This is a genomic window from Agrobacterium sp. T29 (genome assembly GCF_006970545.1).
Lineage (GTDB): Bacteria > Pseudomonadota > Alphaproteobacteria > Rhizobiales > Rhizobiaceae > Agrobacterium > Agrobacterium leguminum.
In genome coordinates, this window is the sequence record NZ_CP040640.1 from 2,176,660 (window position 1) to 2,201,466 (window position 24,807).

Consider the following 24,807-nt stretch of genomic DNA (forward strand, 5'->3'; position numbering starts at 1 on the left):
GGTCATGGGATCACACCTTCTCGACTTCCGGACGACCGAGAATACCGGTCGGCTTGAAGATCAGCACGAAAGCCAGGATGCCGAATGCCGCGACATCCTTGTAGGCGATGGAGAAATAGGCCGACCACAGCGATTCGATGAGGCCGATCAGCAGACCGCCGAGAACAGCGCCCGGAAGCGAGCCGATGCCGCCGAGAACGGCCGCCGTAAACGCCTTGACGCCGGGAATGAAGCCATCGCTGAACGAGGCAACGCCGTAATACATGAGATACATGGTGCCCGCGACAGCGGCGAGCGCCGCACCCATGATGAAGGTGATGGAGATCGTCTTGTCGACATCGACGCCGAGCAGTGCCGCCATCTTGCGATCCTGTTCGGTGGCGCGCTGCGCCCGGCCGAGCGGAGTCTTGTTGACGATATACCAGAAGGCGAAGAGCAGCACCGAGGTAACGACCATGATGATGAGCTGCTTCAGCGACACGGTAATGGCGCCGAAATGATAGCTTTCCGTCACCAGCGACGGGATCGGCTTGTTGCGCGGACCCTGCGTCACCTGGATGAAGTTGGACAGCGCGATCGACATGCCGATGGCCGTGATCAGCGGCGCAAGACGGAAGGAGCCTCTGAGCGGGCGATAGGCGACGCGTTCGATCACCCAGTTCCACAGGCCGGTCATCAGCATGGCGACGACCATCATCAGAAGCAGAAGAAGCGCCACCGGAATGCCGGCGACAAAGGATGTCACGATCAGGAAAACGATCAGCGCGGCGAAGCCGCCGAGCATGAAAATATCGCCATGGGCGAAGTTGATCATGCCGATGATGCCGTAAACCATCGTATAGCCGATAGCGATGAGGCCGTAGATCGATCCAAGAGTCAGCCCGTTTATGAGCTGCTGGATAAAATACTCCATGTCTTTCCCCCGGGCACGACCTCAAATGGGCCACGCCTCGTTATGTTAATTATAGGGGCGCCCTTGCAGGCAGACCCCCACCCCCAAAATGCATATCGTGTTCGTTAAAAATGTGAAGTCAAAAACGGGCGATCCTGCACAAAATTTGGAATTTCCACATGGACTGCCGCTTTCCCGGTCAAAAGAGCCATGATTTTGGCAGGAAGTGCTGAAAAAATGACGGCCGGATGCTTATTTCAGCATTGTCCGACGCCATTATTTGACGGGCAGCGGGCAAAGGAGTAGCGAAGATCGGAACGGCGATATCCCGCAGACGGGATCAATTGGCAAAGAGATGATCGACATATTGACGAAAGCGGCGCTGGACGCCGGGCAGGCCATCATGGCGGTCCACCGTGCCGGCCCGCATGTGTCGTATAAGGACGACTGCTCGCCGGTGACCGAGGCCGATCAGCGCGCCGAGGCGATCATTCTTGCGGCGCTGGCCGCCCATTTTCCCGATATCCCCGTGGTTGCCGAAGAGGCGGTATCGAGCGGCATCCTGCCGGAAACCGGCGCGGAATTCTTCCTCGTCGACCCGCTGGATGGCACCAAGGAATTCATTTCGGGCAAGGACGATTTCACCGTCAACATCGCGCTCATCCGCAACGGCGTTCCGGTGGCCGGCGTGGTTTACGCCCCCTGCCGCGGGCAGGCATGGACGGGCGAGGACAACGCCGCCGAAAAGCTCGCCATTTCCGGCGAAGGCGCCATCCTGTCGCGCCACCCCATCCGCGCGCGCCAGCGCGGCGCTTCCCCCGTGGCGCTGATCAGCCGCTCGCATTGCACGGCGAAAACGGAAGCCTTCGTGGCCGAACACGGGCTGAAGGACTGCATTTCCGTCGGCTCCTCGCTGAAATTCTGCATGCTGGCCGAGGGCGCCGCCGATATTTACCCCCGCTTCAGCCGCACCATGATGTGGGACACGGCCGCCGGCGACGCCGTGCTGCGCGCTGCGGGCGGCAGGACGCTCGATTGCGAGGGCAGGCCGCTTGCATATGCGGTGAGGGGTGATGGCGAGGATGCGCTGGCCAATCCGGATTTCATTGCGGAAGGGGCGATGGCGGTGGAACACGCGGGGTAACAGGCGCTCGGCGTTTGCTGCGGCCATTGGTGAGCTTCGGCGTATGCCACTTCACCCCCCTCTGCCCTGCCGGGCATCTCCCCCTCAAGGGGGGAGATCGGCAGGAAGCGCTACCGCCACTTCATTCGCAAACGTTGAGATGGGCGAAACGCGCCCGCGAGTCGATCTCCCCCCTTGAGGGGGAGATGCCCGGCAGGGCAGAGGGGGGTGAAGCCACACACACCAAGGCCCAAAAAAAATCCCATCCCCACTCATCCCCACCCCACGTCACCACCCCACAATGCCCCGCAACGAAACACCGCAGCGCGGAAGGCACATCATGACGGAACAGACGGCGAGACTTCGGCTTCCCTATATCCTCCCCTCGCAGGCACAGAAACACGTCACCCATAACGAAGCCCTGCAAAGGCTGGATGCGATCGTGCAACTGGTCATCAAGGCCATCGTCACCGCGCCGCCCGATAACCCAGCGGAAGGGGATTGTTTCCTCCTCTCCGCCGATGCCACGGGCGACTGGGCCGGCAAGGGCGGCAGGCTCGCCTTTCGGCAGGATGGCGCCTGGCTCTCGATCACGCCGCAGCCCGGCTGGACGGCATGGTTTGCGGCCGAGAGCAAATATCGCATCCTGCGCGACGGCAACTGGCGCGACATGCCGCTGCCGGCCGCCGGCCGGCTGGAAAGGCTGGGCATCGGCACGGAGGCCGACGCCACCAACCGGCTGGCGCTCACCGCCCCCGCCAGCCTCTTCACCCACGCCGAAGAAGGTGGCAGCCACCGCATGACGATCAACAAGGCGGGCAAGGGCGATACCGCCTCGCTGCTGTTCCAGTCCGGCTGGAGCGGCCGGGCGGAAATGGGCCTTGCCGGCACTGACGGGTTTTCGATCAAGACCAGCAAGGATGGCGCCTCATGGCACACCGCACTTCTATGCAGCGGCGACGGCCGGGTCTCGATGCCGAACCGCCCGCTCGCCGTCGCCGGCCTGCCGGCGGGCACGACGAAACCCGCCAATGGCGCGGCGGCAGGTTTTTCCCTGCTCTCCATCGCCGAGGGCGGCTTTGCGCTCGGCGATGCGGTGAGCGGCGGCGGGCGTGAACTCGTGGTGCCGGCAAAGGGCCCTTATCTGGCGGCCCTGATGCTCGCCGTGGTCTCCTCTTCCGGCCACCGGGTGACGCTTTTCATCAATGGCGCGGCGGCCAGCTTCGGTATCGCCGGCAATGCATCCACATCAGGCACATCGCAGTCGGCAACCTCCATCCTTTCCCTCGATGCCGGCGACTGCCTGCGGCTGCAGCATGAGGGAACGGCGGAATTTACCCAGGGCGGCGGGAAAACGTGCCTTTCGCTTGCGGCACTCTGACGGAAACAACCGATGAGAGAGAAAAATTGCGATTTTTGGAAAAATTTTTTCCCGGCAAAATAAGGCGACTCGAACAAATCAGGCGAAACCGTTCAAATTCTTAATAAATTGTCACGAGCTGCTTAGGCAATTTTTAAAGGTACCGGGATAGAGTTCCCGTCATATGGTCTTGAGTTTGTATAGAGTGTCCAATGACCGAAATGATACGCCCACGAGTTAAATATGTCATCGGCCCCGATGGCAGCCCTCTGACGATCGCGGATCTTCCGCCTGCCAATACCCGTCGCTGGGTCATTCGCAGAAAGGCGGAGGTGGTTGCAGCGGTACGCGGTGGACTGTTGAGCCTCGAGGAAGCCTGCGAGCGTTATACGCTCACCGTCGAAGAATTCCTGTCCTGGCAGTCCTCGATTGCCGATCATGGCCTTGCCGGCCTGCGCACCACGCGCATTCAGCAATATCGCCACTAAAACAGTGCGCCGGCGCAAAAACGCGCCCAGACCGAGTTTCCAGAACGCCCCGCCGGATTATCGACGGGGTTTTCGGTTCGATTGCGGATTCCCCTGAAGACTGCCCCACAAAGCCGGCGATTGTCGCCGGTTTGTGTCCGCTGCGTTCGCTATCCCGCTGTTTCAATTCGGATGCAAGCCGTTACAGTGCCGACAACCAACAGCAATGTGGAAGGCGCTCATCATGGAGATCAAGACAACCGAAACCGGATCGCACGGCGAATATTCGGCGACCATCGACGGCCACAAGGCGGAGATGACCTATTCGCGCACCTCCCCTTCCCTCATCATCATCGATCATACCGGCGTGCCCGATGCGCTGCGCGGCAAAGGCGTCGGCCAGGCGCTTGCCGCGCATGCGATCGATGAAGCCCGCAAGGGCGGCTGGAAAATCATTCCGCTCTGCCCGTTCTTCAAGGCCCAGACATTGCGCCATGCCGAATGGGCGGATGTTATTCAGGGGTAAATGGGCAGACATAACGAGCGTTATGTCAGTTATCTACGTATCGACGGATGTTTTGGCCAAAACGGAGCATCCACACGCCGTCACCCCGGCCTTGAGCCGGGGTCCAGCAAGCTCAAGTCATTGAGCTGAAAAGACTCTTCTCGTCGCGCAGACGCGCGCCGACTGGATGCCGGATCAAGTCCGGCATGACGGCGGAGATATTCGGGTGTGCCAGCAATCACGCCACCTTCAACGGCGGCGTCCCGGCATGCATGCTCCGGCGGACTTCTTCACGGAATTCAAGCGTATCCTTTGCGCCGTGCACGGCCACGGCGTGTTGCACGGCCGCTTCCATAAGTTCCTCCGGAGAATCGGCGGAGATGGCGACGGTGCATCTGCTGTCACTGGGGAATTCGCGGCAATCGATATATTGGCGGGCCATTTTTTCCTCCCTGCAAGTGCCGCCCGCACCCGCACGGGGCGCGTGCGCGTAAAAGCCTCCGGCTCACGGTCGGAACCTCCGTAAAATACGCCTTTCCCCACCTCCGGACAATCGAAATCAGGCCTGACCATCCCGGCGGGAAACACCGGCTATGCCGCGAAACAAAAGGCCGCCCTGAAGGAGCGGCCTTTCGAAAAAATGCATGGCGTCCCGTCATTGAAAGCCGCCTCCTGATCCACCGGCAGCCGTCAATGAGGACGATCTTCGTAAATTCCTGCGCCTATAGGTCAGGCGCGGGCGCGGATGGCTCCGTCGCGGTTTTCCAGTGCGGCGGCCTTTTCATATTCGGCCTGCACCTCTTCCAGCGAAGCTTCGGCAGCTTCCTGCTGGGCCTTCAGCTCACGAATCGAGACCTGAAGATTATCCGCCCGCTGGCGCGCGGCCTTGGCGAAGGTCGGATAGGCGAAATGTGTCGGATCGGTAATGCCCGACTTGCTTTCTTCCAGAGATATCTGATGCACCAGTTCCTTTGCCATCCGCTCGAACTCGGACATCATCTGCTGCAGCTGGTTAAGCTGCCGGCGTTTTTCATTGACCTGAAATTCCTTCAGGCGAACCAGGCTGTCACGCGACTTCATACGCAATACTCCATGGATAGCGAGACCCGGATCAAAAAGGCACTATGCCACCCTGATCGGCCCGTTTAACCCGCCCGTTTTTCCGTAAGGGTTGACCCCTGTCCCGGAATGATTCCCAAAAGTTACCCGACGTTAATAAAAAACCGCCGTCGTTAACCTTTCGTTTACGGGCATCGTTAATGATAACGACGATCATTTAAGGGTCGGTAAATGCCAGGTCCAAAAAAATGGACCCGACGATGTAAGAGTCGATTGAATCACTTAACGGGATTTCCTCACGTTAAGCTTCAATTTTGGCGATGGTGGATTCACGTGCAAAAACAGCGAAATGCCTACTTTGCTTAATAAATTCGATACACCTTGCCAAAGGCAATTAGAATTTGTTAACCATTTGGTGGCAGCCTGCAAATCAGGCAACGTCTGGATCCGCATCGCGCGAGGCAATGATTTACCGGTTCGCGGGCGGCAAAGGGGATAATTATGCGGGTTCTACTTATTGAAGACGACAGCGCGACAGCGCAGAGCATTGAACTGATGCTCAAGTCGGAGAGCTTTAACGTCTACACGACCGACCTCGGTGAGGAAGGCGTGGACCTCGGCAAGCTCTATGATTACGACATTATTCTTCTCGACCTCAACCTGCCCGACATGTCGGGTTACGAGGTTCTGAGAACGCTTCGCCTCTCCAAGGTCAAGACGCCGATCCTCATCCTGTCCGGCATGGCCGGCATCGAGGACAAGGTTCGCGGCCTCGGCTTCGGCGCAGACGATTACATGACGAAGCCGTTCCACAAGGACGAGCTTGTTGCCCGCATTCACGCCATCGTCCGCCGGTCCAAGGGCCATGCACAGTCGGTCATCGCCACCGGCGAGCTTATCGTCAATCTCGATGCCAAGACGGTTGAAGTGGGCGGCCAACGCGTTCACCTGACCGGCAAGGAATATCAGATGCTCGAGCTGCTTTCGCTGCGCAAGGGCACGACGCTGACCAAGGAAATGTTCCTGAACCACCTCTATGGCGGCATGGACGAGCCGGAACTGAAGATCATCGACGTCTTCATCTGCAAGCTGCGCAAGAAGCTCGCAAACGCCGCCGGCGGCGCAAACTACATCGAAACCGTCTGGGGCCGCGGCTATGTTCTGCGCGAGCCGGATGGCGCGACGGAATTCCTCGAAACCGCCTGATCCATTCCGGAACAGGACAGTTTTTAAAAGACCCGCTGGAAACGGCGGGTTTTTTGTTGCGATTTCAAGGTCGCAGGTAACGGTGTCATTGGCATATCACGACACACGATCATATTCCGGCGCATGGATACTCCCTCATTCCTGTGCTTGTCACAGGAATCCAGCCGATGCGCGTCTGCGCAGCGAGAGACTCTTTTCAGCCCAAGGACTTGGGCTGGCTAGATTCCTGTGACAGGCACAGGAATGAGGGAAGAAGAGCTAGGCTACGCGCCGCAAAAGGATAACGGCACATGAACCACCCTACCCCTACCCTCAAGACCGAACGCCTGACGCTGCGCCCGCTGATGATCACAGACTTTCCCGCCTATCGAGACTTCATGGCGTCGCCACGCTCCATCGGTGTCGGCGGGCCTTACGACCTGCCCTCGACATGGGGCGTGTTCTGCCACGATCAGGCCAACTGGTGCTTTTTCGGCCATGGCGCACTGATGATCGAGCTTGGCGAAACGGGACAATGTGTCGGCCAGGTCGGCATCAATCACGGTCCGCTGTTTCCGGAAAAGGAACTGGGCTGGCTGCTTTACGACGGCCACGAAGGGCGCGGCTATGCGGCGGAAGCCGCCTCGGCACTGCGCGACTGGGCCTTCAAGACCCTGAACCTGCCCACGCTTGTCAGCTACGTCTCGCCGCAGAACCGCAAATCCGCGGCCGTCGCCGAACGAATCGGCGGCAGGCTCGACCCGGCAGCGCCCCGTTCCGATCCCGAAGATCTCGTTTATCGGCACCATCCGGTAAGTGCCGTTTGAAAAAAGGGACGCCTCAGGACCATCCGGCCACGAGGCGTCCGGAAAACCCGACTTAGCGCATTTCCGCTTTCAGAAAGCCGAGGATCGCCTGCGCGATCTGCGCATGGATGGCCGCGCGGTCCCTGCCGCCGCCATCCCGGCAGACGAAACCTTCGCCCGGTGAAAGCTCCTCCACGATCTTTTCGCCGTTCGGCCTGCAAATCTGCATGAAGCTGAAATGGCTGGCATCCGGTATTTCCCGATAAACGGTCGTCGCCTTTGGCAGATGCCGGGCAATATAGTCGGAATCGGCCTTGATGGCGGCGATCTCTGGTGTCTCCACACCCGCGGCCAGAACCAGAACCGGCACGCCGACGGCTTGCAGCGTCTCCGGCAGGAAACCGGCGGCCGGCCCGAGATCCAGCGCGATGGCGGCGCGGATGCGGGTATCCTTCAAATCCATCGAAAGACGCGGATCGGCCTTGCCGTCACCGACTACCCCGACTTTGGCGAGCAGCCGCGGAGCCTTGCATTGCGGCGGGCGCGTCTCCCCGCTGCAATCCTTCAGGGCAAGATCGGCGCTGTATCGCGCGCCAACCAGTTCCATTGCGGTCCAGCCGCCAAGGGAATGGCCGATTACGGCGATGCGCGTCGCGTCGATCCTGCCCGCGAATCGGTCATCGCCGAGCAATGCGGTCAGCGTTCTGCTGATGTCGCGCGGCCGTTCCCACAATGGAACGATCTCGGTCGCATTTTCTTCGGTGAACGATTCGCCGCCGTGATCCGGGGCGGCCACGACATAACCTTCCCGAACAAGCTCACCGGCAATCCAGTTCAGATTGCGCCAGCTTCCGCCGAAACCGTGCGACAGCAATATGAGAGGACGTGAACCGTCAAGAAGGGAAGCGCCCGGTTGAACCTTAAGGCCGTAAAAGGCGGCATTTTCGCCGACGATCTCGCTTTTGCCCGACGGCGCGGCCGGGTACTACAATGAAACGGCTAGCGTTCTCGAACCGGCCTCATCCGGCAATTCGATCTGTTTAAAACCGATGCCGCTTTCCGCCGTTGCGGACTGGATAGTGGAAAAAATGACGATGACCGCCGCAAGAAGATAGCGCATGGGATGCTCCGGAGTTGATATGACCAACTCCTGGTTCAATCCGCCGCCCGCCGAGACCTCAAACAGGTTTCAGGTCGTCCTGAAACGCGATTGGAGACAGCAACACCGGGTGCTGGAGAAAACCGCGTCGAACTCTTACTGGAAATGCTCTGCCTCTTTGTTTTCACGCATTTTCCGGACGTAAAACCGCTTCGCACTTTTACTGGAAATGCTCTAGATATCCGCGATCCGCTCGAAAAGCCGAACGGGGCTGTCGCGGAACGCCGTATCGCGAAATGGCCGGAAACCGAATCGGGCGGCTATGGCCAGCGACGGGCTGTTGAGCGGATTGATCATGCAGACGGTCCGCTGGGAAATCCCGCGACCATCGAACCATCGCAGCGCCGCCTCCACCGCCTCTGTCGCGACACCCTTGCCCACCAGCGCCCCGTCGATTTTCCACATCGCCTCGGGCACGCCGTCGAAATCCTCACCGTTACCACGGCGCATATGGGCAAAGCCCACCTCGCCCACGATGCGCCCCGTGGCAAGCTCTTCCACCACAAAGGGGCCGAAGCCGAAAGCGGACCAATGGCCCAGAAAACGCAAAAGCCGGGCGAAGGCGAGTTCCGGGTCCAGCGGCGCAATCGATACGACCCCTTCGATCTGCGGAACATCCGCGCCCCAGAAGGCGCGATAAAGCGCTTCATCCGCGATGGCGTGTGGCCGAAGGATGAGACGCGCTGTTGTCAGACGAACCACGAACGTGCTCCCCAAAACGAAAAAAGGCCGGCGCGTCGGCAGACGCGGTCCCGGCCCTTTCACAAATTCAGATCGGCGATTGAACGGTCACTCGGCAACCGTCTTGGCGGTAAACACGATGCGGTCGTCATGCACCTTGTATTCCACCGCCATATTGGCCTCCTCGGCCAGAAGCAGCGTGTAATAGGGCTGAACGGAATGGGCGTCGACCGCCTCTTCCAGCCTGCCCTCGTAAATTTCCACGAACTTGGCCGGCACGCGCATCATCCGGCCCTTGACGGTGATTTCGAACCTGGCGTCGCCGTCGGGGCTTTCCAGCAGCACATCCACATTGCCGCCGCGCGGAATGGCGCCATAAGCCACGAGGAAGAGATTGAGCAGAAGTTTGACACGATTCTTCGCAACGATGGCGCGCGGGCCGTTCCAGCTCACCTCCGCCTTCTTTTCAGCGGCGGCGAAATCCTGGGCGGCTTTTTCGGCCTCGCCGGTGTCGATGGACGCGCCGGCGGAGCCGGAAGCGCCGAAAGCAAGGCGGGCGAACTTCAGCCGCACGGATGCGTTAAGGGCTGACGTGCGGATGAGATCGAGCGCATCGTCATCCGTGCCGCCCTCGTCCAGGAGTTCGAGGCCGTTATTGATGGCGCCGACAGGAGAAATCACATCATGGCACACACGGCTGCACAGAAGAGCCGCCAGATCGGGACCGGACAGCGTGATATTGAGTTTGCTGGTCATAAAATTCTCTCCTGCGCAAGGGAGGCGCGGACGGTGTGGAAATTGTTAAGCCATAATGACACCATATTTGGTAAACCGATTGTTAATAGGATGGTTTCAAAATGCCAAATGCCTTAACAGGCCACACTGGAGCCCCGTGTATCCGCAAGGATGCGCGAAACATGCTGTAGAACTTTGACTCTGGGCATCGGCCCTTTCGAAAACCGATTCGGATTTTCGAACCGATGCGCTAACGAAACAGACGGACGGACATGACGATGCGCCTTACGAAAACCCGCACCATTGCACGCCTCGGACTGGGAAAGATTGTCGCGCTCCTTGCGAGCCTCCTGATATGGGTCGCACCGGCCGCGGCCCAGAACAGCGATCAATATTCTTTCCAGGAAGTCGTGGATGCAGGCCACGGATTCTTCGGTGAAACCACCGGCGGCCTTGCCAAGGTGGTGGAGCGCGCCTTCCAGCAATACGGTCTTCCAAACGGTTACATTCTGGGCCAGGAAGGCTCCGGCGCCTTCGTCGCGGGCCTCACCTATGGCGAAGGCACGCTTTACACCAAGAATGCCGGCCAGCACCCCGTCTTCTGGCAGGGCCCCTCCCTCGGCCTCGATTATGGCGGCCAGGGCACCCGCGCCATGATGCTGGTCTACAACCTGCCCTCCGTCGATGCGCTTTACCGCCGTTACGGTGGTGTGAGCGGCTCCGCCTTCATCGTCGCCGGCGTCGGCATGACCTATCTGAAGAGCAGCGACGTAACGCTTGCCCCCATCCGCACCGGCATCGGCGCGCGCCTCGGCATCAATGTCGGTTACCTGAAGCTCACCCAGCAGCCGACCTGGAACCCCTTCTGATTCACTAAAGCCGGGGCGGGAGGAAATAACGGGCCGGTTTTGACGGTGCGACACCCCTCCCCACGGTTGCAATAATAGCGTAACGTGCTTTCGCGCCCCTCTTTCCGAATGCGCGCGTATCTGAGTTTCGGAGACTGTCCCGCGTGATCGAATATGCCATTCTCTTCGGATTGGGTTTTCTCACCGCAACCCTGCTGGCCCTGTTGATCGCACCCGCGATCCACCGCCGCATCGTCGCCTATACGGAAAACCGCATACGCGCGACGATGCCCATCAGCCCGCAGGAAGTGCGCGCCCAGAAGGACATGGCGCGTGCGCTCTACGCCGCCGAAAACGCCAAGGTCCGCCAGGAACTGGATACGGAACGGGAAAAGAACACCTCGCTGCGCCTCGCCAACGAAGCCGCTTCCAGCGATGCCTATCGCCTTGGCGAGCAGAACCGCAGCTTCTCCCTTAAAATCGAGGAACTGACGCTGGAAATCGGCGAATTGCGCGCAGCGCTTGATGCCGCCGAAGAACACGCCGGCATCATACAGGCGAACCTCGCACAGCAGGAGCAGGCCGCCAACGAGCGCGCCAGCCAGATGTCCGATCTCACCGCCCGCCTTACCAATCTGACACGCGAGCTGGATGATTCGAAAATCCTCGCCGCCACCCGCGATCTGGAAGCCGAGCAGGCCAAGCAGAGCGCCACGCGTTTCCGCAAGGAAGGCGAAACCGCCACCCGCGAATTGCAGGATGTGGCGGCCCGCAACAAGGAGGCGATGACGGCGGTTGCGCGCGAAAGCCGCAAGGTCACCCGGCTGGAGGAACAGGTCGCTACGCTCATGGCGAAAAATGCCGATCTCGACACGATGCTGACGCTGCGCAACCAGGAAGTCGCCCGCCTCAAGGAACAGCTTGCCGCAACCGGCGGCCGCGCCAACGACATGATCATTCGCCTGCCGAACCCGGCCGTGCCGGTCGAGAAAACGACTAGCCCATCGCAACCGCCGGCACCTGCCCCCGCCGCCGCGCTTGAAACCGCACCCGCCGCCGAAGAAGAGGCGGCACCGGCGATGGCCGCAGCGGAGCCAGCCCCCCCGGTCGTGACGGAGCCAGCGGCGTCGCAAGGTCTGGAGCAGGAAATCGAGGATATCCGCAATCAGGGCACCGCGCTCACCGAACGCCTGCTGAACGTGCGCGGCACCGGCAATGACGAACCCATCCGCCGCGAAATCGCAAGGATCGCCGCCGAGATGATCGCGCTCACCGCCGCACAGGAGGGCGAAAAATCACCCATCCCGGCGCTGCTGGCCAAGGCCTCCGGTTCATCTGGGCGGGAGAGCCTTGCGAAGCGGGCGAAGGTGGTGATGGAGAAGCGGGAACATTAGGTCTTCGGTAGGTGTGGTTGTACCCCGCGTTGAGTGTGCGGCTTACCCCCCTCTGCCCTGCCGGGCATCTCCCCCTCAAGGGGGGAGATCGATATGCGGCACTCTTCAGCCCAACTCTAACGTTGCGAATGAGCGAGCGTTAGCTCCCAGCTGATCTCCCCCCTTGAGGGGGAGATGTCCGGCAGGACAGAGGGGGGTGAAGCCGCATACGCCTCGGCATCACACCCGCCCCATAACCCCCGCCATCTGATAAAGCGCCAGCCCCGAAGCCGTCCCCGCATTCAGGCTATCCAGCTGCGGCGACTGCGCAATCCGCGCCGTATGAAACCGCGAGAGCACCGATTGCGGCAGCCCCTCGCCTTCCGTGCCGATCACCAGCGCCATGCGCTCGGACCGGGGAATATCGCGGATCTCGGTCTCGCCACCAGGCGAAAGGCTCCAGATCGCAAAACCGGCCTCGGAAAGCCGCTCCAGCATCTCCACCGCCCCGCCGCCGCGATGCCAGGGAACCGAAAGCACCGAGCCGACGGAAACGCGCAGCGCCTTGCGATAAAGCGGGTCGCATGAGGTCTCGTCCAGCAGCACCGCATCGGCATAAAACGCCGCCGCATTGCGAAACATCGCCCCGAGATTGTCGTGATTGGAAATACCGCAGCCAACGAGCACCAGAGACGACGCAGGAAGTGCCGCCGTCATCTCTTCCAGTCCGCGATCCTGAACCCGCCGCCCGAGCGCCAGAATGCCGCGATGCAGGTGGAACCCGACGATGCCATCCAGCACCTGCGCTTCAGCCACATAAACCGGTACATCCGGCGGGAAATCGGCAAGGATATCCGCGACGCCCGAAAGCCGGTTTCTGAGGATGAGGATGCTCTCGGCCGCAAAGGCGCCGCCCGCTTTATGGGCGGCGGCCAGCATGCGCAGCACCACCGTTCCTTCGGCAATGAAGCGGCCCTGACGCCCGGTCAGGTCGCGCTCGCGAATATCGCGAAACGCGGCGATGCGCGGATCGGCCGGGTCGTCGACCGGGATCAGCGCGCGCCCGTCCAGCAGCGTATTGGCCTCACTGGCCATCGACCGTCACATCGGCGAGGAACCGGCCGGCCGCGACGTTGAAGACCAGCGCCTTGCGGGTGCCGTTGGCGAGCCGCCCGTAAAACAGCATGTCGCCGCCGGAATAGCTGACATTGTCGATCGTGAAGCCCTGCGGCAGGCTGGCGGTGACGGCAAGCGGTCCGTTACCGGTGGGAACGGCGAGGTTCGGCGCTTCGCTCTGCGTCTGGACGGCCTTCGACGGCCCCATCGCCTTGTAGACAACCGCACCGAAGACGGCCATAAGGCTGATAAACATCACGGAGCCCGACACGATCTGCAAACGGATCATCTTGCGGCGAACTTTTTCCATGGCCGGATCAAGCGGCTTGTCTTCCTGTTCGTCTTGCTCGATCTGCGTCATCGGGTTCCCTGAAATGCTGATGGATCGGAAAAATAAGAATGAACGACCCCTTTAAACAAGGCGGAGACGCAAGGAAAGTCCTGATTGCCGGGGAAAACGCCGAAGGCCGCCTCGATTCATGGCTGGCAGGCGAAGTAGGCGGCGACTTCTCCCGCAGCCGGCTGAAAGCGCTGATCGAGCAGGGCGCGGTCTCCATCAACGGCCAGCCGGTGACAGAGCCGAAAAAGAAGGTGCATCCCAAGGATCGCATCGAAATCGTCATGCCCGAGCCGGAAGACCCGGAACCCAAGGGCGAGGACATTCCGCTCGACGTGGAATATGAGGATGAAGACCTGATCGTGCTCATCAAGCCCGCCGGTCTCGTCGTGCATCCGGGCGCCGGCAACTGGACCGGCACGCTGGTCAACGCCCTCATCCACCATTGCGGCGACAGCCTCTCCGGCATTGGCGGCGTCAGACGGCCGGGCATCGTGCACCGGCTGGACAAGGAAACCTCCGGCGTCATGGTCGTGGCGAAGAACGACAATGCACACCGCCATCTCGCCGCGCAATTTGCCGACCATGGCCGCACCGGGCCGCTGGAGCGCGCCTACAAGGCCGTCGTCTGGGGCCGCCCGCGCACCCTGCGCGGCACCATCGACGCCGCACTGGGCCGCAGCGCCGACCGCACCAAACGCGCCGTCAAGCACGAGGATTCGGACGATGCCCGCGAGGCCATCACCCATTACGAGGTGATGGAGCGTTACCATGAGCGGCCGGACGCCACCTGCCTCGCCTCCATGGTGGAATGCCGGCTGGAAACCGGCCGCACCCACCAGATCCGCGTTCACATGGCCCATATCGGCCATCCGCTGATCGGCGATCCCGAATATGGCGCGGCCTTCCGCACCAAGGCGAACCTTCTCGAAGAACCGGCAAAGAGCACCGTCCGCGGCTTTCCGCGCCAGGCCCTGCATGCCTATCTGCTCGCTTTCGAACATCCGCGCACCGGCGAGGTGATGGAATTCGAAACCGACCTGCCGGATGACATGGAAGCGCTGACCGCCGCATTGCGTGGCTGAAAACCTGCATGGCGCCGTCAAAAAAACTGCGCCATGCATTTTACCGGAAGCCCCGGATAATAAAAAAAGATTAGCGGATAGCGATATTCCGCAGTCGGTCCTTTTTATAGACCGCCCCAATTTCGCTTCAATCGTCACACCTCCTCGGCCCCGCAAGGCCTGAAATCGCCGCCATTGAACCGTGCCGATTTCAAGCCTGCCAAATAAAGCCGCAGGGACGCCATTCGTTCGATCCGCCCCCGAACGGAACCGGCATGATGACGGGATCTATCGCATGAATATCGAAGACCGCCGGTTTATCTTTCAGGAGTTGCGCAGCGTCGAAGGCTATATCGACCCGCCCGATGCGCTCGTTTTCAAGGCGCTGTTGCAGGCCCAGACGAAAAGCGGCCTCCATGGCGGCATGGCGGAAATCGGCGTTTATTACGGCCGCTCCTATTTCCTGCTGCACAAATTCGCCGGGAGGCAGGAAAAGGTGCTGGGCATCGATCTCTTCGATCTCGATCCGCCCGAAGATGGCAGCCTCGACCAATATGAACGCCTGATGGAAAACGGTCGCCGGCTGGGTTTCGCCATGGATGAGGACCTGATCATCAGGGGCGACAGCACGCAGCTGGCACCCGCCGACATTACCTCCCGCATCGGCCCCGCCCGCTTCTTCAGCATCGATGGCGGCCACAACCTGCACCACGTGCTGGCCGATGCGAAACTGGCGATGGAAGTGATCGCGCCGCATGGCGTCATCGTCTTCGACGACACTTTCAATCCCGCCTGGCCGGAAGTGACGGTGGGCGTCGCCGATTTCCTGCGCACCCATGGCCACAGCCTGGTCTGCTTCGGCATGACGAAATACAAAACCTATGTCTGCCGCCGGGAATTTCACGCAACCTACGCGAACGCGATTGCCGCCGATCCCGATCTGCAGGCGCTTGCCCATGTGGAGACGCAGTTCCTTGGCTCCAAGGTCGTGCGTCTGCACAATCCCATGCGCCGGCGGGTAATGTATGAGCTGATGGTGCGCTCCGGCCTTGGCGGTTTTTCGGAACGAATCTACCGTTCGAAAGTTAAACAGGTCAAAGAAGGTGTCGCCCCGACATAACGCATGTGTGAACGCAGCGTTCGCTTGAAACGCGGCGGGCGCGTACATATCTGTCACATGGGTTCGTGCGGGGTCGGTAACGACCCGCAGCTTACGGTGTGCCTCCGGCGGGTTGATCGCCGATCAAAGAGGGTGCCGTTCCAGACCATAGATAAGGGGGTGCTTTATGGCCCGCAATAGTTTGCCTACGATTACAGCCGGCGAAGCCGGTCTCAATAGATATCTCGACGAAATCCGTAAATTTCCGATGCTGGAGCCGCAGGAAGAATACATGCTTGGCAAGCGTTATGCCGAGCATGGCGACCGCGACGCCGCGCATAAACTCGTCACCAGCCACCTGCGTCTCGTCGCCAAGATCGCCATGGGTTATCGCGGTTACGGCCTGCCCATCGGCGAAGTCGTCTCCGAAGGCAATGTCGGCCTGATGCAAGCGGTGAAGAAGTTCGATCCGGAGCGCGGTTTCCGTCTCGCCACCTATGCCATGTGGTGGATCAAGGCCTCGATCCAGGAATATATCCTGCGCTCGTGGTCGCTGGTGAAGATGGGCACGACCGCCAACCAGAAGCGTCTGTTCTTCAACCTGCGCCGGCTGAAAGGCCGCATCCAGGCAATCGACGATGGCGATCTGAAGCCGGAGCACGTCAAGGAAATCGCGACGAAGCTTCAGGTGTCGGAAGAAGAAGTCATCTCGATGAACCGCCGCCTGCACGGCGACGCCTCGCTCAATGCGCCGATCAAGGCCTCCGAAGGCGAGTCCGGCCAATGGCAGGACTGGCTGGTGGACGACCATGACAGCCAGGAAGACGTGCTGATCGAGCAGGACGAACTGGAAACCCGCCGCCGCATGCTGGCGAAAGCCATGGGCGTGCTGAACGACCGCGAACGCCGCATCTTCGAAGCCCGCCGGCTTGCCGAAGACCCGGTGACGCTGGAGGAACTTTCCTCCGAGTTCGACATCAGCCGCGAACGCGTGCGCCAGATCGAGGTTCGCGCCTTCGAGAAGGTGCAGGAAGCGGTGCAGAAGGAAGCGCTGGAAGCTGCGCGTGCGCTGCGCGTGGTGGATGCGTGAGTGGACGCGCTCCTGACGCCAATGCGCTGACCGTGAATCATCCTCGGCCTCCGGCCGGGGATTTTTTATTTGTAAAAGGCGGGCGGGAAATGCTCTGCCTCTGAGACCCACGATTGTGCTGGAGGAGAAGCGGTAGGGAAAATATCCGCATTTCGGAGTATGCCGCTTACCCCCCTCTGCCCTGCCGGGCATCTCCCCCACAAGGAGGGAGATTGGCAAGACGCTCTACCGCCGCTTCATCCTTGACCGTTGAGTTGGCCGCGACCTCGCGGCATATCGATCTCCCCACCTGTGGGGGAGATGCCCGGCAGGGCAGAGGGGGGTGAGCCGCACCCACCCACATCACCCGACAATGCAAAGACAACGCCGCAGCCATTCCACAAGCACGTCGCCCTTTGCCATATAACAAAAAGGGCGGCCTGAGCCGCCCTTAAATCATCACTGCCCGGTCGCCGGCGTTGCCGCCGCCCATTCGCTGAGCGCCTTGTCGAAGGCGGCGATGCCGTCATTGCCCTTTTGCAGGGTCAGCAGCGCACGCCGGCCGTTGCGGTAGGAAACCGGGATATCGATCCAGTTGCGGCTCTTCAGAAGCTCCAGATTGGTCTTCATCGCATCCGGGAAATCGTTGAGCGCGATCATGTGGAAATCGTCGGTGATCTTGGCCGGAACCGCGATCAGCGCGTTGCCGCGATCCTGCTCGGTGCTCTTCATCGCGATGCGCTGGACGCTGTCGATAGCGCCGCCTTCGAAGCCGGGCGAAACCGAGAAGACGATCTCGATCAGATGGCTGGCCGGCAGCGACGGATCGGTATTGCGCTTGAAGGTGATCAGCGCGCTGAGGCCACGGCCGGGAACGGTGATCTGGCCCTGCACGGTCGGAGAAGGCTTGCCCTCACCGTCATTTTCCTGCTGCAGCGACCAGGAAACGCTGCCCTGAATGGCGGTCGGCACCGTCTGGCCCAGCACTTCCTCATAAAGGAACATGCGGTCGCCGGCAGCGGCGGCAGGCTGCTGCGCCGGCGGCGTGCCAGCAGGTGTTCCAGCGGGCGCACCGGCATTGTTGGCCGGAGCCTCGCCCGCAGGCGGCGGCGCGACATTCTGCTCATAGACCGACTGGCCTTCGGCGGTGACCGGCTGGCCGTTCGCACCGGCGGCAGGTCCCTCGTCACGCTCGGTGCCGTCGGCCAGAAGCCGCTGGGTGAACTTGGTGCCGGTGACGGAGCCGTCATCGCCATGGGTCGGGGCCTGATGGTTGGTCGGGGTTGTCGGCTGCTGCCCCGTGGCGGGCGGCTGCTGGGTCGCCGGCGGTGTCGAAGTCTGCGCCTCACCCGTGCCGTTCGAAGCCGTCTGGCTGGTGCCGCCGTTCTGTGCGGAACTGACCAGCCCGCCGACCATATCGTTCAGCGCATCGCGGTTCATCCACACGGCATAACCGCCGCCGGCAAGCAGCGCCACGCCGACAACGGCCAGAACCAGCGACGCATAATTGCGGCGCGGCTTCTTCTTGACCATATAGGCGGGCGTTGCGGCGGCAGCGCCCACGCCATTCGTTTCGCCCGAAGCCTGACGGGTGGAGGACGACGCGCCGTCATAACCGATCAGCTCGTCCAGATCGTCCCAGGGCGTGCGTTCCTTGTTGTCCTTTGCCGCTGCCTGATCGCCGAAGAGATCGTTATCCGCGCGCGGCAGCGCCGGCGCGTCCTTGGCGGGAATGGCAATATCCGCATCCTGGAAATAGGACGAGAAATCCTCGACCACGGCCGCCTTTTTCGGAGCCTGCTCTTCCGGCTGGCGATGGTCGTCAAAATCGTGCCGGCCGCCAAACGCCGGAGCATGCTCCACGGCGGCGGGGCCGAAATGGTCGTCCGCCTCGCGCCGCTCATCCTTTTCGTAAGGGGCGGGCTCGAAACTTACTTCCGGCTCCTGGTAATGCTGCGCGGCATAACCGGCAACAAGCGGACGTTCGTCGGTCTCGTTGCGAACCTCTTCATATTCCTCGGCGGCCGGACGCACATCGTCGTCCTGCGCTTCATCGAGCTTGCGCCAGTCATCCTCATCCACCGGCTGCGCCCAATGGGAGGGAACGGAATCATCGGCAGCGCCGAGCGCCGTTTCAGGCTCCGGCTGGTGAGCCGGCTCTTCATCCGTCCGTGTGAAATAGGTGCCGACGGCTTCGTTGGAGCCGTGTGCCGGGGCGGGAGCGGCATGAACCGTTTCCGGCGCATCATAAAGCTCTTCCGGCGCGCGGTCGCCGTGATGCTGCTCCTCATCGGCAGCGGTGTCAGCGTGCCGGGGCTCTTCCTCTTCGGCCGCTTCTTCGTAAGCCGGCTCCGATTGCGCGGGTTCAGCGGATGCCGGCTCTTCGTAGGCCGGCTCGTGCCGCGCCTCTTCCCGGTCGGCATCCTCTGCCGGCTCGGCGGCGCGGGCCTCGTCTTCGTCGGCAGCATCCTGCTGGTAATAGGATGCCGCCGTCTCTTCCGCAGCGGGAGAGACAGCGTCATCATCCTCCAGCGCCGGAAGCGCCTCGGCATATTCGCTATCCACCTCGGCTATGGCGGCGTCCAGCTTGGCGATCTGCCGGCGCAACAATTCTTCCGGCGGACGTGGCTTCATATTCTCGAGTTGGCGCACAACCGCACTGCGCGCCTTGTCGTAAACCTTCGCCCGGTTTTCGGGAGTATTGTTCGCCAAGCCATCCACGGCCTTGCGAATGACTGCTACAAAATCCGCCATAAGCACTTTCTCGTCGTGACCGGCGACGTACCGGCCCGATATGGTTTATGAATCTAGATCGCAGAGGACATTAATCCTCAAACGGATCAGTCACAAGTATGGTGTCGTCACGCTCCGGACTTGTCGACAGAAGCGCGACAGGCGCCCCGATCAATTCCTCGACCTGACGGACATATTTGATTGCCTGAGCAGGCAAATCCGCCCATTTTCGGGCACCGACGGTGGATTCTTTCCAGCCTTCCAGTGTGACGTAGATCGGCTCGACGCGCGCCTGCGCGCCCTGGCTTGCCGGAAGATGGTCGATTTCCTGCCCGTCAAGCTTGTAGCCGACGCAGATTTTCAGCTCATCGAGACCGTCAAGAACGTCAAGCTTGGTGAGCGCGATGCCAGTAATACCATTGGTGGCGACCGACTGGCGCACCAGTGCGGCGTCGAACCAGCCGCAGCGGCGCTTGCGGCCGGTGACGGTGCCGAATTCATGGCCCTTTTCGCCAAGGAACTGGCCGATCTCGTCGTTCAGCTCCGTCGGGAACGGACCTTCGCCGACACGGGTGGTGTAAGCCTTGGTGATGCCGAGAATGTAACCCAGCGAACCCGGACCCATGCCCGAACCGGCGGCGGCCTGGCCGGCAACCGTGTTGGAAGAGGTCACATAGGGGTATGTGCCGTGGTCGATATCGAGCAGCGAGCCTTGAGCACCTTCGAACAGGATGCGCGCGCCGGCGCGGCGCTTCTTGTCGAGCAGCAGCCAGACGGTTTCGCTGAACGGCAGGATGCGCTCGGCAATCGAGCCCAGCTCTTCCATGATCGTCTCATGCGAGACTTCGGTTGCACCGAAACCGCGGCGAAGCGCATTGTGATGCGTCAGGATGCGATCGACCTTGGCGGAAAGCGCCTCCATGTCGGCGAGATCCATCACACGGATGGCGCGGCGGCCAACCTTGTCCTCATAGGCCGGGCCGATGCCGCGGCGGGTGGTGCCGATCTTGGTGCCGCTGTTCGAGGCCGCGTCTTCGCGCATGCCGTCCAGCTCGCGGTGCAGCGAAAGAATAAGCGTGGCATTGTCGGCGATACGCAGGTTTTCCGGGGTAACCTTCACGCCCTGCGCTTCCAGACGGCCGATTTCAGCGATCAGTGCATGCGGATCGACCACGACGCCATTGCCGATGACGGCGAGCTTGCCGGGACGCACGACGCCGGACGGCAGAAGCGAAAGCTTGTAGCTGATGCCATCGATGACAAGCGTATGGCCGGCATTATGGCCGCCCTGATACCGCACGACGACATCTGCCCGCTCGGACAGCCAGTCGACAATCTTGCCTTTGCCTTCGTCGCCCCACTGCGAGCCGACCACCACAACATTCGTCATTTCTTGCTTTCCTGCTCATGGCGCTTGCGCGCCCGATAACCCGATGGGAAACCCAAACCCGCGAATGTATACTGTGTTGTTTTACGGAAAGCGACCCTGTTTCTTATGGAGAATTTTGCTTTTTCCGTGACAAGGCGCGGATTTCCCGCATTATCTCGCCCCGTGGGGGCCAGGCGCGGGCGCAAGACCGCCATTCACCCCTTAGCCGTTTTCCCGCCCCGTGAAGAAGCGAAACATCAGCGTGCCCTCCAAAGCCTATATCGCCCTCATCATCGCCACGCTCTGCTGGGGCGGCAACACCGTTGCCGGCAAGCTGGCCGTCGGCCACATCAGCCCCATGGCCTTCACCTTCCTGCGCTGGGTCTTCGCCGTCGCCATCATCTTCGCCATTTCCGTACCGCAGCTTATCAAAGACTGGCCGGTGGTGAAAAAACGCCTGCCCTATTTCCTCGTGCTCGGCAGCGTCGGTTACACCGCCTTCAACGTGTTTCTCTACACGGCTCTGCAACACACCTCGGCCATTAATGCCGCCGTCATCCAGGCCGGCATTCCCATGGTCATCTTCGTCTTGAACTTCATCTTGTTCCGCACCCGTGTGCTGTTCGGCCAGATCGCCGGCTTCTGCCTCACCATCGCTGGCGTCGCGCTGCTCGCCTCGCATGGCGATCCGGTCTCGCTGCTGCAACTGGAAATGAATGTCGGCGACGCGATCATGCTGCTCGCCGTGCTGGTCTATGCCATCTACACCGTCATCCTGCGGTGGAAACCGGCGGTCGACTGGCGCACGCTAATGGCCATCCCCGCCTTCTTCGCCCTCGTTACCTCGGTGCCGCTGATCTTCTGGGAAATCTCACGCGAGAGTGTTGTCTGGCCGGATCAGAAGGGCTGGGTGCTGGTGGTCTATGCCGCCATTTTCGCCTCTCTCGTCGCGCAGATCCTGTATATCAAGGGCGTTGAACAGATCGGCGCCAACCGCGCCGGCCTCTTCATCAACCTCGTGCCCGTCTTCGGCACCCTGCTATCGGTTATCGTGCTCAGCGAGACGCTGCATACCTACCAGATCGTCGCTCTCATCATGGCGCTGGCGGGCATTGCCGTCGCGGAACGAAAAAAATCGCCGGCTTCCTGAAACCAACAGGGTCAGGAAAACCGGCGCAGTCTGGCAGGCATGAAAGAATGGAGCATCGGATCGAAAATCTTTCCGATGCTCGAACGAAAGCTCAGAGCGCGGTTTCGCGCTCGGCCGGAGAAAAGACGGCGTTGCCAAGGACGATATCGCCCTTGTCGGTGGTGACGATCAGCACTTTTTCGAGCGATCCGTCATTGTTCAGCGAAAAGGCAAGACGCAGCGCGCTGGAGGACCAGCCGGCGCCGGCAAGGGCCGTGCGCTTGATGGCGGCGCAGTCACCGCAATCGCCAAGGCTCAACGACGGCGTTGCCGGAACATCGGTTGCAAAACCGGAGAAATAATCGTCGAGCGCGCCCATGGTGGCGTTCACATCGCGGTTGACGCGCAGCAGTTCCTCGTGGCGCTCACCGGTCAGCGGCGCGGCGATGGTGGAGACGCATTGGCCGGCGGAAAGAACGCAGCCATCGAAACCGCCCGGCGCCGAAACACCGATCTGTGTCACCGCAGACTTCTCGACGGCGGCAAAACCACGGGCAAAACCGGCAGCGCCAGCCGCATCGGCATGATTGGACATGGAAGCAACGGCAATTCCGCAGATGGCGGCAGCAATAATCTTCTTCAGCATTTCATACCCCGTTTGCGATCCGCCGGCTTGTGCCGGTCTCGATTTCTGTTTTGTGGAGCGCCTCTTGAAGGGCCGCTCCCCGTCTGTGATCCCACAATGGCACAGCACTGTTTTCAGCTGCTTTAAGCCGATTGCTACAATTTTATCGGTTTTCATTTTTGTACAGCGGACAGCTTTTTTTTCAGTTTTACCGCCCTGAAACACCGAAAAAACGGCGGGCAAAAGCCCGCTGTTTAGCGATATGCACATGGCTGAATCTTCTGAAAAAGAAGAATCAAATAAGCCTTATGAAATCACGCGAGGGATAACTTCTGTTGTTCTGACGGGCCTCATCGCCATCCACGCCGCCCTCCCCGCCTGTATTGCCCTCAATGGTGTCGAAACTCGTCGGCCCGATGGACAGAACGAAACCGACATGGGTCCAGTCCTTCGCATCTTTACGGATGACGAAAAGATAACCCGGCCGCAGCCTGGATGCGCGAAGAAGTGTGGTGTTTACTTCGCTTTCAGCAATAAACCGCCCGCTCGTCTTCGCGTCCGCAACCAGCGCATCGACGCCGGCCTGGCGCTTAAGCGGCACCTTGATACCCATGTCCCGCGCCGCCTGTTCGAAGATGAGCGAGACAAAACCAGCGCACCAGAGTTGATCCGCCCCATCCGCTCCGCGCATATAGGCACGCACCCATGGACCGCAATTATTGCCGCCGGCCTCCTTCGGCCGTTCGGCAATATGCTGCCGAGCAACCTTCAGCACGGTCTCCTCAAAAGACGCACCGGGAACGACCTTCGCCACTGCACGGCGAAGCGGAGCGGTCAGGACTGCCCACAACTCCTCGTCCAGCATCGTCGCACCGCTTCGCCCCTGCGCCTTTCCGAAACGGTCCAGCATCGTCTCGGTGGAGGCGCCGAAATCGCCATCGACACTGGTGTAATAGCCGTTCAGATGCAGCCATTCCTGCAAGCGCTTGACACCCGCACCGGAGGAGCCAAGCTTCAACGCGCCGGGAAAGGCGAGTTCCTGCTCGATGGATTTGAACGCGGCTCCGGGCAAATCGTGAGACAGAAGCGACAAATTCTCCGTCGCCGCCAGGGGATTGGCTTTGAGCACATTCGTGGCGCCGAGCGATACAGCCCCCATTTCGATCAGCGTCTTCAGGATGATGGCAGCGCCGACCTGTTTGGATGGCACCTCTGGATCGAAATAACGGTCGCGGGTGTATTTACCCTTGTCGTAGTGATAGCAACCGCTCCACAAATAAGGCGTGGGAATTTTCCGCCGCTGATATTCGTTTTTGACACCATTATAGCGGTGCCATCGGTTCAAGACGTTGGGCAGGGACCAGTCGGTTATCTTGTCCAGCTCTTCATAGGTCATCGCATATCGCGCTGCCGTCTCCCAGTCATAGGGTGGCGACCCGAAAGGCGGCTGGTTCGCAGGCACCCGCACCGTGCGCCCGCTCAAGGGGTCGCCGTTCAGCAGATGACGATCGAACTTGAACCCGCATTCCATGCAATGGACAATCGCCACGAACCACCAGGGCACCGTGGTCCCCGAAACGACGGCGGCATAGCGCTTCTGGTTTTCAACCGCTTTACGCGCTGCAAATTCCGCATCGTCGCGCCATTCAGCACGGATTTCCATCGTATCCCAAAGCGTCTGATAGTCCTCGGACCAACCCGCCGGCTTGCCGGCCGCAACCTTCGCCGGCTCGGCAGACGGTTGTTTCGCCGCCGCCGCATCCAGCTGGGCATCTGAAAACTCGACCTTTTCCGGCGGCTCGAAGGGGTCGGTTGCCGGCGCAGGCAATGGCGAGGCCCGGACTGCGGCGGCTTTACCTTCAAATTCCACACCTTTTGCTGCGAGAAGCGCGACTGCGCGATCATATGCTCCGAGCGCGAGGAGGGAAATTGCCGGGATCAGGATTTCCTGACGGGCGAGCGCCATTTTCATTCCCGCCTCGTCGCCCTTTGCTTTGGCTACATCATATTCATTGTAGGCTGCATCAAGTTGAGCATTGAGGCGCTTGGTGAGTTCTGCGGCATCGAGCATTG

Annotated in this window: 25 protein-coding genes; 12 read left to right on the forward strand and 13 right to left on the reverse strand. The window is 60.9% G+C overall.

The annotated features are described in order from the left end of the window. Positions 1-10: 10 nt before the first annotated feature. Positions 11-913: a branched-chain amino acid ABC transporter permease gene (locus FGF54_RS11035; RefSeq protein WP_004443357.1), complete on the reverse strand. Its 903-nt coding sequence runs from the start codon at positions 911-913 to the stop codon at positions 11-13. 334 nt (positions 914-1,247) lie between these two features. On the opposite strand from FGF54_RS11035, the gene cysQ reads away from it, so the two are divergent. The 4 genes from cysQ (at position 1,248) to FGF54_RS11055 (ending at position 4,368) form a co-directional block, all read left to right on the forward strand. After that, positions 1,248-2,036 carry a 3'(2'),5'-bisphosphate nucleotidase CysQ gene (gene cysQ / locus FGF54_RS11040; protein ID WP_065656759.1) on the forward strand — a complete coding sequence of 263 codons (789 nt, stop codon included), beginning with the start codon at positions 1,248-1,250 and terminating at the stop codon, positions 2,034-2,036. A 319-nt stretch (positions 2,037-2,355) separates the two neighbouring features. After that, complete coding sequence (locus FGF54_RS11045) at positions 2,356-3,396, forward strand: DUF2793 domain-containing protein (RefSeq protein WP_142779674.1); 1,041 nt, start codon at positions 2,356-2,358, stop codon at positions 3,394-3,396. Between the two features lie 191 nt (positions 3,397-3,587). Beyond that, complete coding sequence (locus FGF54_RS11050; protein ID WP_003491799.1) at positions 3,588-3,863, forward strand: DUF1153 domain-containing protein; 276 nt, start codon at positions 3,588-3,590, stop codon at positions 3,861-3,863. A gap of 223 nt (positions 3,864-4,086) precedes the next feature. Continuing rightward, the gene (locus tag FGF54_RS11055) at positions 4,087-4,368 is read left to right on the forward strand and encodes a GNAT family N-acetyltransferase (protein ID WP_142779675.1); all 282 of its coding nucleotides are present in this window, start codon (positions 4,087-4,089) and stop codon (positions 4,366-4,368) included. Between the two features lie 217 nt (positions 4,369-4,585). Here FGF54_RS11055 and FGF54_RS11060 read toward each other — a convergent pair whose 3' ends face one another. Together FGF54_RS11060 and FGF54_RS11065 are read right to left on the reverse strand one after the other, a co-directional pair. Continuing rightward, a complete protein-coding gene (locus FGF54_RS11060) occupies positions 4,586-4,789 on the reverse strand; it encodes a DUF1059 domain-containing protein (RefSeq protein ID WP_003522925.1) in 204 nt (67 codons plus the stop codon). Positions 4,790-5,076: 287 nt separating this feature from the next. Next, positions 5,077-5,427: a flagellar export protein FliJ gene (locus FGF54_RS11065; RefSeq protein ID WP_003491821.1), complete on the reverse strand. Its 351-nt coding sequence runs from the start codon at positions 5,425-5,427 to the stop codon at positions 5,077-5,079. A gap of 480 nt (positions 5,428-5,907) precedes the next feature. Between FGF54_RS11065 and ctrA the strand changes: the two genes are divergently transcribed. Both ctrA and FGF54_RS11080 read left to right on the forward strand, forming a co-directional pair. Then, on the forward strand, positions 5,908-6,612 hold the full coding sequence (ctrA, locus tag FGF54_RS11070) for a response regulator transcription factor CtrA (protein WP_003522926.1): 705 nt from the start codon (positions 5,908-5,910) through the stop codon (positions 6,610-6,612). Between the two features lie 290 nt (positions 6,613-6,902). Then, a complete protein-coding gene (locus tag FGF54_RS11080; protein ID WP_142779676.1) occupies positions 6,903-7,418 on the forward strand; it encodes a GNAT family N-acetyltransferase in 516 nt (171 codons plus the stop codon). A gap of 52 nt (positions 7,419-7,470) precedes the next feature. Here the strand turns inward: FGF54_RS11080 and FGF54_RS11085 are convergent, their stop codons facing one another. From FGF54_RS11085 to chpT, 4 genes are all read right to left on the reverse strand, one after another. Then, positions 7,471-8,352, reverse strand: a complete 882-nt coding sequence (locus FGF54_RS11085) for an alpha/beta fold hydrolase (protein WP_142779677.1) — start codon at positions 8,350-8,352, stop codon at positions 7,471-7,473. Between the two features lie 30 nt (positions 8,353-8,382). Continuing rightward, a complete protein-coding gene (locus tag FGF54_RS27730; protein ID WP_256366663.1) occupies positions 8,383-8,517 on the reverse strand; it encodes a hypothetical protein in 135 nt (44 codons plus the stop codon). A gap of 213 nt (positions 8,518-8,730) precedes the next feature. After that, positions 8,731-9,258, reverse strand: a complete 528-nt coding sequence (locus FGF54_RS11090) for a GNAT family N-acetyltransferase (RefSeq protein WP_142779678.1) — start codon at positions 9,256-9,258, stop codon at positions 8,731-8,733. An 87-nt stretch (positions 9,259-9,345) separates the two neighbouring features. Then, complete coding sequence (gene chpT / locus FGF54_RS11095) at positions 9,346-9,993, reverse strand: histidine phosphotransferase ChpT (RefSeq protein ID WP_003522930.1); 648 nt, start codon at positions 9,991-9,993, stop codon at positions 9,346-9,348. A gap of 251 nt (positions 9,994-10,244) precedes the next feature. On the opposite strand from chpT, the gene FGF54_RS11100 reads away from it, so the two are divergent. Next, positions 10,245-10,841, forward strand: coding sequence for a DUF1134 domain-containing protein (locus FGF54_RS11100; RefSeq protein ID WP_003522931.1), 597 nt, complete (start codon positions 10,245-10,247; stop codon positions 10,839-10,841). A 143-nt stretch (positions 10,842-10,984) separates the two neighbouring features. Continuing rightward, a complete protein-coding gene (locus FGF54_RS11105) occupies positions 10,985-12,214 on the forward strand; it encodes a hypothetical protein (RefSeq protein WP_065655533.1) in 1,230 nt (409 codons plus the stop codon). Between the two features lie 219 nt (positions 12,215-12,433). Here the strand turns inward: FGF54_RS11105 and FGF54_RS11115 are convergent, their stop codons facing one another. Beyond that, positions 12,434-13,288 carry an RNA methyltransferase gene (locus tag FGF54_RS11115; RefSeq protein ID WP_142779679.1) on the reverse strand — a complete coding sequence of 285 codons (855 nt, stop codon included), beginning with the start codon at positions 13,286-13,288 and terminating at the stop codon, positions 12,434-12,436. Further along, positions 13,278-13,670: a hypothetical protein gene (locus FGF54_RS11120; protein ID WP_035228055.1), complete on the reverse strand. Its 393-nt coding sequence runs from the start codon at positions 13,668-13,670 to the stop codon at positions 13,278-13,280. Before FGF54_RS11120 ends, FGF54_RS11115 begins: the two co-directional genes overlap by 11 nt. Positions 13,671-13,708: 38 nt before the next feature. Between FGF54_RS11120 and FGF54_RS11125 the strand changes: the two genes are divergently transcribed. The 3 genes from FGF54_RS11125 (at position 13,709) to rpoH (ending at position 16,899) form a co-directional block, all read left to right on the forward strand. Continuing rightward, positions 13,709-14,731 (forward strand): RluA family pseudouridine synthase, encoded by a 1,023-nt coding sequence (locus FGF54_RS11125; RefSeq protein WP_035259711.1) that lies wholly within the window; start codon positions 13,709-13,711, stop codon positions 14,729-14,731. 274 nt (positions 14,732-15,005) lie between these two features. Then, positions 15,006-15,830, forward strand: a complete 825-nt coding sequence (locus FGF54_RS11130) for a class I SAM-dependent methyltransferase (RefSeq protein WP_142779680.1) — start codon at positions 15,006-15,008, stop codon at positions 15,828-15,830. A 166-nt stretch (positions 15,831-15,996) separates the two neighbouring features. Continuing rightward, positions 15,997-16,899 (forward strand): RNA polymerase sigma factor RpoH, encoded by a 903-nt coding sequence (gene rpoH / locus FGF54_RS11135; protein ID WP_003522581.1) that lies wholly within the window; start codon positions 15,997-15,999, stop codon positions 16,897-16,899. 438 nt (positions 16,900-17,337) lie between these two features. Here the strand turns inward: rpoH and FGF54_RS11145 are convergent, their stop codons facing one another. Next, positions 17,338-19,632 (reverse strand): hypothetical protein, encoded by a 2,295-nt coding sequence (locus tag FGF54_RS11145; protein ID WP_168208071.1) that lies wholly within the window; start codon positions 19,630-19,632, stop codon positions 17,338-17,340. Positions 19,633-19,702: 70 nt separating this feature from the next. Further along, complete coding sequence (locus FGF54_RS11150; RefSeq protein ID WP_003522583.1) at positions 19,703-21,001, reverse strand: adenylosuccinate synthase; 1,299 nt, start codon at positions 20,999-21,001, stop codon at positions 19,703-19,705. Between the two features lie 241 nt (positions 21,002-21,242). Between FGF54_RS11150 and FGF54_RS11155 the strand changes: the two genes are divergently transcribed. Continuing rightward, a complete protein-coding gene (locus tag FGF54_RS11155) occupies positions 21,243-22,130 on the forward strand; it encodes a DMT family transporter (protein WP_168208132.1) in 888 nt (295 codons plus the stop codon). Positions 22,131-22,221: 91 nt separating this feature from the next. On the opposite strand, the gene FGF54_RS11160 is transcribed toward FGF54_RS11155, so the two are convergent. Together FGF54_RS11160 and FGF54_RS11165 are read right to left on the reverse strand one after the other, a co-directional pair. Beyond that, positions 22,222-22,755 carry a transglutaminase-like cysteine peptidase gene (locus FGF54_RS11160; RefSeq protein ID WP_142779683.1) on the reverse strand — a complete coding sequence of 178 codons (534 nt, stop codon included), beginning with the start codon at positions 22,753-22,755 and terminating at the stop codon, positions 22,222-22,224. A gap of 274 nt (positions 22,756-23,029) precedes the next feature. Then, positions 23,030-24,805 (reverse strand): peptidoglycan-binding protein, encoded by a 1,776-nt coding sequence (locus FGF54_RS11165; protein ID WP_142779684.1) that lies wholly within the window; start codon positions 24,803-24,805, stop codon positions 23,030-23,032. Positions 24,806-24,807: the final 2 nt, after the last annotated feature.